The sequence below is a fragment of the Bradyrhizobium sp. genome (genome assembly GCF_035570375.1).
Classification (GTDB): Bacteria; Pseudomonadota; Alphaproteobacteria; order Rhizobiales; family Xanthobacteraceae; genus Bradyrhizobium.
This window is the reverse complement of sequence record NZ_DATMLW010000069.1, coordinates 1-10062: the sequence shown is the minus strand read 5'-3', so window position 1 is coordinate 10062 and position 10062 is coordinate 1. Positions and strand designations below refer to the sequence as shown.

Genomic DNA, 10062 nt, shown 5'->3' with positions numbered 1-10062 from the left:
GTCGTCCTGGCGCGCAGTCAGCGAGGTCAATATCGAGGTCGATTTGATGGCGCGTTACGCCGCGCGGCTGACGGAAATGAAATAGCGGCCCTTGGCTTTGCGGGTTGTCGCGCCTAAAAGCAGCACAACTCGCAAGTGTTTTGCAGATTGGCATTTAAATGGCAGACGCGCGTCGCGCCCCGCTGAAGGACCAGACCGACATTTCCGGCGCCCGCGCGCTGATCGTCGAGGCGCGCTTCTATGACGACATTCAGGACGAGCTGCTCGAAGGCGCGGTTGCCGAACTGAAGGCGGCCGGCGTCACGCATGAGGTAATTACCGTGCCGGGCGCGCTGGAAATCCCGGCCGCGATCGCGATCGCGCTCGATGCGGGCGAGAGCAAAGGCAAACCGTTCGACCTGGTGGTCGCGCTGGGTTGTGTCATCAGGGGTGAAACCATCCATTTTGAAATCGTATCGATGGAATCCTCGCGCAGCCTGATGGATCTGGCGGTGGCGCGAAGGATACCGCTGGGTAACGGCATCATCACGGTCAATACCGAAGCGCAGGCATGGGCTCGCGCGCGCGCAAGCGAACTCGACAAGGGCGGCGACGCCGCGCGCGCAGCTATCGCGATGTTGCGGATCAAACGCACCCTGGCGCGGGCCTGATCATGGCGGAAGACAAGAAACCGGCAAGAAAGCCTAAAAAGGGGGCGGAAAGGAAAGCCAACCGGCGCGGTGCCGCGCGTCTTGCCGCCGTGCAGGCGCTCTACCAGATGGATATTGCCGGCGCGGGCATCAACGACATTTTCGCCGAGTTCGAAAGTCATTGGCTCGGCGGCGAGGTCGAAGGGGAGAAATATCTGCCGGCGGAAGCTGCCTTCTTCCGCGACATCGTCTCGGGCGTGGTGCGCGATCAGGCGAACCTCGATCCCTTGATCGACGACGCGCTGTCGCGAGGCTGGCCGCTTAAGCGGATCGATGCCATCCTGCGCGCGGTGTTGCGCGCCGGCGCCTATGAACTGGAACGTCGCAAGGACGTGCCGGGCCGCGTCGTGGTCTCGGAATATGTCGACGTCGCCCACGCCTTTGTCGAAACCGAGGAGACGGGCATGGTGAATGCGGTGCTCGATCAGATCGCGCGACGGTTCCGCGCCGATGAGTTCGCACGGGCCGGTGGCTGAATATGACCGCTCCCGGCGCAGGTCCATCCGGTGAGGACGCGTTGATCGCGCGGTATTTCAAGCCGCTCGCGACCGACCCGGGGGCATTCGGCCTGCTCGACGATGCAGCGATCCTCAAACCGTCACGCGACGATCTCGTGTTGAAGACCGATGCGATCGTGGAAGGCGTGCATTTTCTCTCCGATGATCCACCGGAGGCGGTCGCGCGCAAAGCGCTGCGAAGGAATTTGTCCGACCTCGCCGCCAAGGGCGCAGCGCCTGCGGGTTTTCTGCTGACACTGGCATTGCGCGAGGCCGACGAGGCCTGGCTCACGCCTTTCGCGCGCGGGCTCGGCGAGGACGCCAGGCAATATGGCTGTCCGCTGCTCGGCGGCGAGACGGTCTCGACGCCAGGTCCGATCATGGTTTCGATCTCGGCGTTCGGGCATGTGCCGCCTGGCAGCATCGTCCACCGCAGCGGTGCCAGACCCGGCGATCGCATCGCTGTGACGGGAACGATCGGCGATGCCGCGCTTGGCCTCGACATCATCAGGGGCGGCGCGGCGGCGTCGGTCCTGGCGGACAATGCCGGTGCCAGGGAAATGCTGGTTGGGCGCTATCGGGTTCCCCAACCGCGCAACTCCCTCGCAAAGGCGGTCCGCGATCATGCCAGCGCTGCGATCGACGTGTCCGATGGTCTTGCCGGCGATCTCGCCAAGCTCTGTGCCGCATCTGGCGTTTCAGCCGCCATCGATGTCGCGAGCATCCCCCTGTCGGCGGCTGCAGCCGCAGTGCTCGCGCGCCGCGCCGTCGGCATCGAGGCCCTTGTCTCGGGCGGCGACGACTATGAGATCTTGTGCGCCATACCGGAAAGCCGCTTCGATGCCTTCGCGGAAGCCGCCGGGCTTGCCGGAGTGGCGGTGAGTTCGATCGGGATCGTGATTTCCGGGGCATCGGAGCCGAAATTTCTGGACGCGCAGGGCCGGGACGTCCCGCTGGCCCATCTCGCCTACAGCCATTTCTAGGATTTTACCGAAAACGGCCGGCTCGCGCGCAAATACCTGCCGAAATCGGTCGTTTTAACGCTGCATGACGTTGCGCCGGGGATACGATTTTGGCATGGTCCGGCCCGATTTGAGGCCGCCTTGTTGGGCAGGGCAGGCCTTTCTTTTTATGCGCCCGCCGCCTCCCGCGGCGAATGGCGTCAGGTGGGCATCAAGATAGATCCGAGGCAAATTCAATGACAGCATTATGGTTGATTGTGCTCTGTGGAGCGCTTTCCATCGTCTACGCCATCTGGGCGACTTCGTCCGTTTTGAAATCGGATGCCGGCAGTCCGCGCATGCAGGAGATTGCGAGTGCCGTGCGCGAGGGCGCGCAGGCCTATCTCCGTCGCCAGTATCTGACGATCGCGATGGTGGGAATCGTCATCTTCGCGCTGCTCGTCTACTTCCTCGGCACGCTGGTCGCGGTCGGATACGCCATCGGCGCGGTACTGTCGGGCGCGGCCGGCTTCATCGGCATGAACGTCTCGGTGCGCGCCAACGTGCGCACCGCGCAGGCCGCGACCACCTCGCTTGCTGGCGGGCTTGAACTCGCCTTCAAGGCGGGCGCTATCACCGGCCTTCTGGTTGCCGGTCTCGCCTTGCTGGGCGTGACGCTTTATTTCGGCTTCCTCACCTTCTCGCGGCACCTTGCACCGGACAGCCGCACCGTGGTCGATGCGCTGGTGGCGCTGGGTTTCGGCGCTTCGCTGATTTCGATCTTCGCCCGTCTCGGTGGCGGCATCTTCACCAAGGGTGCTGACGTCGGCGGCGATCTCGTCGGCAAGGTCGAGGCCGGAATCCCCGAGGACGATCCGCGCAACCCTGCCACCATTGCCGACAACGTCGGTGACAATGTCGGCGACTGCGCCGGCATGGCCGCCGACCTGTTCGAAACCTACGCGGTGACCACGGTCGCCACCATGGTGCTGGCGGCGATCTTCTTTGCCAAGACGCCGGTTCTGCTGAACATGATGACGCTGCCGCTCGCGATCGGCGGCATCTGCATCATCACCTCGATCATCGGCACCTTTTTCGTCAAGCTCGGCGCCAACCAGTCGATCATGGGCGCACTTTACAAAGGGCTGATCGCGACCGGCGTATTCTCGCTCGCGGGCGTCGCTGGCGTCATCTACTGGCTGATCGGGTTCGGCAAGCTCCCCGGCGTCGAGTACACCGGCATGGCGCTGTTTGAATGTGGCATCGTCGGCCTTGTCGTCACCGGCCTGATCATCTGGATCACCGAATACTACACCGGCACCGACTTTCGCCCGGTCAAGTCGATCGCAGCGGCTTCCGTCACCGGTCACGGCACCAACGTGATCCAGGGGCTGGCGATCTCGATGGAAGCAACGGCCATGCCCGCGATCGTCATCATCGCCGGCATTCTCGTCACCTACAGCCTTTGTGGCCTGTTCGGGATTGCGATCGCGACCACGACGATGCTGGCGCTGGCCGGCATGATCGTCGCGCTCGACGCCTTCGGCCCGGTCACCGACAATGCCGGCGGCATCGCCGAAATGGCCGGCTTGCCGAAGGAGGTCCGCAAGGCAACGGATGCGCTTGACGCGGTCGGCAACACCACCAAAGCGGTGACCAAGGGTTATGCGATCGGCTCCGCCGGTCTTGGCGCGCTGGTTTTGTTTGCTGCCTATAACCAGGACCTCAAATTCTTCATCGGGGGAGGGGCCGGCAACGCCTACTTCAACGGGGTCAATCCGGATTTCTCGCTGAACAACCCCTACGTCGTCGTGGGTCTGTTGTTCGGCGGGTTGTTGCCTTATCTGTTCGGCGCGCTCGGCATGACCGCGGTCGGCCGCGCGGCTGGTGCGATCGTCGAGGAAGTGCGCCGTCAGTTCCGCGACAAGCCCGGCATCATGCAGGGCACCGACAAGCCGGATTACGGCAAGGCCGTCGACCTCCTGACCAAGGCGGCGATCAAGGAAATGATCGTTCCCTCATTGCTGCCCGTGCTGTCACCGATCGTCGTCTATTTTGTGATCTACTGGATTGCGGGCGGCGGCGCGGCTGGCAAGTCGGCGGCATTCTCTGCGGTCGGCGCGATGCTGTTAGGCGTGATCGTGACCGGCCTGTTCGTCGCGATCTCGATGACCTCGGGCGGCGGCGCCTGGGATAACGCGAAAAAGTACATCGAGGACGGTCATTACGGCGGCAAGGGGTCGGATGCCCACAAGGCGGCCGTGACGGGCGATACCGTCGGCGATCCCTACAAGGACACGGCTGGTCCGGCCGTGAACCCCATGATCAAGATCACCAACATCGTTGCGCTGCTGCTGCTGGCCGTCCTCGCGCACTGAACGGATTCAAATGCATGACAAAAACCCCGCGGGACGCAAGCCCGCGGGGTTTTATTAAACGAGGACGAGGACGACGAGGACAGAGGGGCGACGGGCGGATCAACCCCGCTGCGAGAAGCTTGAATTTACCTCATTGACCCTGGCCGATGTTGAGGGCCTTGAACAATGGTGCCACATAGTTGATTTCCTGGCCCGAGGTCGGTGTCGTGCGGCTGATGAAGTCGAAGATCGCGCCGTCCTTCAGTCCATAGTTGGCGATCCGTCGCACCTGGCGCTTCTTGTCGAAATAGATCGCGATGACACGCTGGTCGACGATCTTGTCGTTCATGAACGCGATCGGCCGTTCGGAGCGCTGGGAAATGTAATAGAAAACCTCGCCGTTGAGGGTTGCGACCGTGGAGGGTGTCCCCATCACGATGAGCACCTGATCCTGGCTCGCCCCGATCGGTATTTGCTCAAGCGCGCCCGGTGCCAGGACGTAGCCTTTCTGGAACTGCTCGCCGCAGCCGCTCAGCACGGCACACGCAAAGGTGATCGCCGCGACCATTCGCAGGCGGCGCCAGGTGGCCGCAGGGCCAAGCCGAGAACACGTATGACTGGGTTCGATCATGCCGGAAACGGTCCCATCCCCTTGCGTCACCCGACGCGTTGACGTACCGGGCGCGACGTACGATTGCAATAGAAGCGGGCCCGGAGGGCTCGCTTGCGGAACCCACAATGCTTTGGCCCTTCAATCACTTCAGGAAATCCCGGACGCCCCTGCACGGCACCATTGAGGCCATCTATGGCATGATCGTGACGCAAGCGCGAGAACCGTCGTTCTACCGGGATCTGGGTGTACCGGACACAGTTAATGGTCGTTTCGATGTCCTGGTGCTGCATTTATGGATGATTTTGCGGCGGTTGAGGACCACCGGCAGCGGTACGACCATCTCTCAGGCGCTCTTTGACCGGTTTTGCGAGGACATGGATGCCAATCTGCGAGAGATGGGCGTCGGCGATCTCGCGGTTCCCAGGAGAATGCGGAGCTTCGGAGAAGCCTTCTACGGGCGCTGCGCGGCCTACGACGTGGCTTTTGCATCGACCAAGGAACCGCTCGCGCAGGCCTTGTGCAGGAATATCCTCGACGGAGAGGGCATGGAAAACGCCCGACGGCTTGCCACTTATGTCGAAAGTGCGATTGAAGGTTTGACCAATCTCGACGAGGCAACGATCTTTGGCGCGGCCTGGAAGTTTCCCTGCCCGGTGCAGTCGGGCAATGAGAGCGACGGGCAGAAACGGCTGGAAGGATGAACACGAAAGATCCCTGGAGCGTCCCTGTCACGGTCGCGCAAATACCGGACACCGGCTTGCACAGCGAATTCGAGGCTGATCGAGCCGAGCGAGAGGCGATGGCCGAGGTCGCAGGTTTGCGCAATGTTTTGTCGGCGAGCGCCTCGCTCGATCTGATGCTCAAGCGTGGCGATCGCGTCCATGTGACGGGCCGGGTGCGGGCACGGATTGGCCAGACCTGCGTGGTCACGCTCGATCCGATAGAGAGCGAAATCGACGAAGACATTGATTTAATGTTCGCTCCGCCTGAGCAGATTTCTCAGCTCTCCGATCTGGTCGAGGAGGCTGCCGAGAGCGATACCGAAATTCCGGATCCGCCGGAGCCGATCATCAATGGCGTGATCGATCTTGGCCGGCTCGCCACCGACGCGTTGTTCCTTGCGGTGGATCCGTACCCGCGCAAGCCCGGCGCGGTTTTTGAACCGCATGTGGAGGCCGCCGATCCCGAGGATCACCCGTTTGCGGCGCTCAAGGCGCTGCGCGGTGATTCCAACCCACCGGGCTCCGGGAAACAGCCCAAGACGCCCGACCGCGGCAAGGACGGCTAGTTCGCGCAAAGGACCCTGCGCCGCGGACCCGATTTCGGGGGCTCGTTCGAAATCTCCATTAGTGTGTTGAATTATTTGGTTTTATTCACATATTCCGGTTCTGCCCCGGCGCCGATCGGCCCGTAAAAGGACATGGTGAAGAGGTTGTGTCGGGACGGGGAAACGCTATTGTCGCGGCCCGGCCGGGGTACAGCGTGGCGCTTGGCCGATTGCCGCAAACCGCGGCGATTTCCGCGGCCCAATATTTTAAGCCCGCAAGAGAGTAGGTTTCCGGGACGTTCATGCCTCAAAAGGTTCGAATCGCGCTTGACGCCATGGGTGGCGACGTCGGCGCATCCGTCGTCATTCCCGGCGCCGCGATTTTTTTGACACGACATCCTGACGCCGAATTCCTGCTGTTCGGCGATCGTGCAGTCATCGAGCCGCAACTGGCGCATCATGCCGGATTGAAGAAGGTAGCCCGCATTATTCATACCGATGTTGCCGTGAGCATGCACGACAAGCCGAGCCAGGCGTTGCGCCGTGGCCGCAAGATCGGCGCGCGCGCCTCCTCGATGTGGCTTGCGATCGAATCCGTGAAAAAAGGCGAGGCCGATGTCGCGGTTTCCGCCGGCAACACAGGCGCCCTGATGGCGATGGCGCGGTTCTGCCTGCGCACGCTGCCCGGCGTCGACAGTCCGGCGATCGCCGCCGTTTGGCCCACGATGCGCGGCGACTCGGTCGTGCTTGACCTCGGTGCGACCATCGGAGGGGATGCGCGGCATCTGGTGACGCTGGCGGTGCTCGGCAGCGCCATGGCGAGCGTGCTGTTCAATCTCGAGAGGCCGACCGTCGGCCTGCTCAATATCGGGGTCGAGGAAATCAAAGGACGCGAGGAAATTCGGGAAGCCGCCGAACTGTTGCGCGCGATGAATCTGCCCCAGCTCGAATATGTCGGTTTCGTCGAAGGCGATGGGATCGGCCAGGGCGCCGCCGACGTCATCGTCGCCGAAGGCTTCAGCGGCAATATCGCCTTGAAAGCGGCCGAGGGCACCGCGCGCCAGATTAACGAATTCCTGCGCGGCGCGCTCTCGCGCAGCCTTATCTCCAAAATCGGTTATTTGCTCGCCAAAAATGCTTTCAAGGCGCTGCGCGACAAGCTCGATCCCAACAAATCCAACGGCGGCGTGATGCTCGGTCTCAAAGGCGTGGTCGTCAAAAGCCACGGCGGAACCGACGCCGAAGGCTTTGCCTACGCCGTCGATGTTGGCTATGAGATGGTCCGCTACGACCTCATCAACAAGATCATTCAGATGCTCAACCGCGACGGCAGCGCGCTTGCCCAAGCGCCGACCGCTCAGGAGGCTGTCTCGTGACTGCACTACGCTCGGTCGTGCTCGGCTGCGGCGCTTATTTGCCGGAGCGGATCCTGACCAATGCTGAACTGGCACAGCGCATAGACACTTACGACGAGTGGATCGTGCAGCGCACCGGCATTCGCCAGCGCCATATTGCTGCCGAGGGCGAATTCACCTCGCACCTTGCGATTCATGCCGCGCGATCGGCGCTCGCGGATGCGAAAGTGGATGCACAGTCGATTGATCTCATTGTGCTGGCGACCTCGACGCCCGACAGCACCTTCCCGGCGACGGCGGTAACGGTCCAGGACGGACTTGGGATTCACCACGGCGCAGCGTTCGATCTGCAAGCGGTCTGCTCGGGATTTGTCTTCGCGCTCGCCACCGCTGATAATTTCCTGCGTACCGGCTCGTTCAAGCGCGCGCTGGTGATCGGCGCGGAGACGTTCTCACGCATTCTTGACTGGAGCGACCGCGGCACCTGCGTGCTGTTCGGTGACGGCGCGGGCGCCGTCGTGCTCGAGGCCCAGCCGCAGCCGGGGCTGTCCTCAGATCGTGGCGTTTTGACCACCCATTTGCGCTCCGACGGGCGGCACAAATCGAAGCTCTATGTCGACGGCGGCCCATCCTCGACGCGCACGGTGGGTTACCTGCGCATGGAGGGCCGTGAAGTGTTCAAGCACGCGGTGGGCATGATCACCGACGTGATCGTCGATGCCTTCGAGGCCACGGGCACGAGCGCAGACGACCTCGACTGGTTCATACCCCACCAGGCCAACAAGCGAATCATCGATGCTTCGGCCCATAAGCTGCATATTGCGCCGCAGAAAGTCGTGCTCACAGTGGATCAGCACGGCAACACCTCCGCCGCCTCGATTCCGCTGGCGCTGTGCGTTGCGGTCGCGGACGGACGCGTGAAGAAGGGGGATCTGGTCCTGTTCGAAGCCATGGGAGGCGGTTTCACATGGGGTTCGGCGCTGGTGCGCTGGTGAGCGGGTGCTTAAAATTGGATATAGTTTACCTGCCTTCTTTCATGCTAATGCATTGATGTGCGCTGTTGACCGTCGGTGGTTAAGCTCTTAATTTCAGATACGAATTGATCTTGTTCGCCGTGAGGGGCAGGCGATGAGTGGAACCGGAAAAACCGTCACACGTGTCGATCTGTGCGAAGCCGTCTACCAGAAGGTGGGCTTATCGCGCACGGAATCATCTGCGTTTGTCGAGCTTGTATTGAAGGAGATTACCGATTGCCTTGAGAAGGGCGAGACGGTGAAGCTCTCTTCATTCGGCTCGTTCATGGTTCGCAAGAAGGGACAGCGGATCGGCCGCAATCCGAAGACCGGCACCGAGGTGCCGATCTCGCCGCGTCGCGTGATGGTGTTCAAACCATCGGCCATCCTGAAACAGCGAATCAATGGCCACAAAACCGGCAACGGCGAAGGTTAGGGCGGACAGTTCGGTCCTTTCACCGGAGCGAGCGAAAGAGGAGGGGAGCGTTTGGACAAGGCGCCGGATGCGTTCCGAACCATCAGCGAGGTCGCCGAAGACCTCGATATTCCCCAGCACGTGCTGCGTTTCTGGGAGACGCGGTTTTCTCAGATCAAACCGATGAAGCGGAGCGGCGGACGCCGCTATTATCGCCCCGATGATATCGATCTTTTGCGGGGCATCCGCCGTCTGCTCTACGGCGAGGGTTACACCATTCGCGGCGTGCAGCGCATTCTTAAAGAACACGGCATCGCCTCGGTGCAGCGGCTGGCGGATGCGTCCGCAGTAGCCTCGTTCGGCGCAATCGAAGAGGTCATCGGGCAAAGCATCCTCGAGGATGACGACGCGGCGACTCCAGCCGATCTCGATGACGATGATTATGAAAGCGCCGAGGAGAGCGGGGTTCCCCGCCTGGCCCGCCGTGCCCGAAACCTCGAGGCTGATGGCGAGGATTTTGACGAAGACGCGATCCCGGGCGTGGTCGAACTGTCACCCGCATTTGACGCGGTACGCCTCAAGGCCGTGCTGGAGGATCTGATCGCCTGCCGGCAAATGCTCGATGCGGTGCTCAAGGACGGTTGAGGGGTCCGAACCGGATCGTCGACCCGCTGGGGGCTGCCGCGTGTGGCCCATCGCCTGTCTTGCGCGCCGGCCTGATCGAAGCTAAGGGAACGGCAACGGAGCGTGGCGCAGCCCGGTTAGCGCACTAGTCTGGGAGACTAGGGGTCGCGAGTTCAAATCTCGCCGCTCCGACCAGTTAGATCAAACTTAGATGGTTTTGAGTGTCAAATCTTCCCTAGCATTGCCGTCGGGAAGACCATGGGAAGCGACGAATGTCGCGGCGTGAACTTT

General features: G+C 62.1%; 11 protein-coding genes, 1 tRNA gene and 1 pseudogene. 12 read left to right on the top strand and 1 reads right to left on the bottom strand.

Annotated features, from left to right (window positions below):
* The 5 genes and pseudogenes from VNX23_RS07490 to VNX23_RS07470 form a co-directional block, all read left to right on the top strand.
* Positions 1-85 (top strand): annotated as a pseudogene (locus tag VNX23_RS07490) (riboflavin synthase); the annotation flags it as partial.
* A 73-nt stretch (positions 86-158) separates the two neighbouring features.
* On the top strand, positions 159-650 hold the full coding sequence (ribH, locus tag VNX23_RS07485; protein ID WP_325628634.1) for a 6,7-dimethyl-8-ribityllumazine synthase: 492 nt from the start codon (positions 159-161) through the stop codon (positions 648-650).
* A 2-nt stretch (positions 651-652) separates the two neighbouring features.
* Positions 653-1165 carry a transcription antitermination factor NusB gene (nusB, locus tag VNX23_RS07480; protein WP_325628633.1) on the top strand — a complete coding sequence of 171 codons (513 nt, stop codon included), beginning with the start codon at positions 653-655 and terminating at the stop codon, positions 1163-1165.
* A 2-nt stretch (positions 1166-1167) separates the two neighbouring features.
* Entirely contained in the window at positions 1168-2169 is a 1002-nt protein-coding gene (thiL, locus tag VNX23_RS07475) for a thiamine-phosphate kinase (protein WP_325628632.1), read from the top strand.
* 215 nt (positions 2170-2384) lie between these two features.
* The gene (locus tag VNX23_RS07470) at positions 2385-4505 is read left to right on the top strand and encodes a sodium-translocating pyrophosphatase (protein WP_325628630.1); all 2121 of its coding nucleotides are present in this window, start codon (positions 2385-2387) and stop codon (positions 4503-4505) included.
* A gap of 130 nt (positions 4506-4635) precedes the next feature.
* Here the strand turns inward: VNX23_RS07470 and VNX23_RS07465 are convergent, their stop codons facing one another.
* On the bottom strand, positions 4636-5115 hold the full coding sequence (locus tag VNX23_RS07465; protein WP_414642957.1) for an outer membrane protein assembly factor BamE: 480 nt from the start codon (positions 5113-5115) through the stop codon (positions 4636-4638).
* A gap of 107 nt (positions 5116-5222) precedes the next feature.
* Here VNX23_RS07465 and VNX23_RS07460 point away from each other — a divergent pair, with 107 nt between their 5' ends.
* From VNX23_RS07460 to VNX23_RS07430, 7 genes are all read left to right on the top strand, one after another.
* Positions 5223-5798, top strand: a complete 576-nt coding sequence (locus VNX23_RS07460; protein WP_325628636.1) for a ubiquinol-cytochrome C chaperone family protein — start codon at positions 5223-5225, stop codon at positions 5796-5798.
* A complete protein-coding gene (locus tag VNX23_RS07455) occupies positions 5795-6385 on the top strand; it encodes a DUF177 domain-containing protein (protein WP_325628628.1) in 591 nt (196 codons plus the stop codon). Before VNX23_RS07460 ends, VNX23_RS07455 begins: the two co-directional genes overlap by 4 nt.
* Before the next feature lie 281 nt (positions 6386-6666).
* Positions 6667-7740, top strand: coding sequence for a phosphate acyltransferase PlsX (plsX, locus tag VNX23_RS07450; RefSeq protein WP_325628626.1), 1074 nt, complete (start codon positions 6667-6669; stop codon positions 7738-7740).
* Entirely contained in the window at positions 7737-8714 is a 978-nt protein-coding gene (locus tag VNX23_RS07445) for a beta-ketoacyl-ACP synthase III (protein ID WP_325628624.1), read from the top strand. The genes plsX and VNX23_RS07445 overlap by 4 nt, the downstream gene beginning before the upstream one ends.
* A gap of 133 nt (positions 8715-8847) precedes the next feature.
* Entirely contained in the window at positions 8848-9168 is a 321-nt protein-coding gene (locus VNX23_RS07440; protein ID WP_325628622.1) for an integration host factor subunit alpha, read from the top strand.
* A 51-nt stretch (positions 9169-9219) separates the two neighbouring features.
* Entirely contained in the window at positions 9220-9792 is a 573-nt protein-coding gene (locus VNX23_RS07435) for a MerR family transcriptional regulator (protein WP_325628620.1), read from the top strand.
* A gap of 96 nt (positions 9793-9888) precedes the next feature.
* Positions 9889-9966, top strand: a tRNA-Pro gene (locus VNX23_RS07430).
* The last annotated feature ends 96 nt before the right edge of the window (positions 9967-10062 follow it).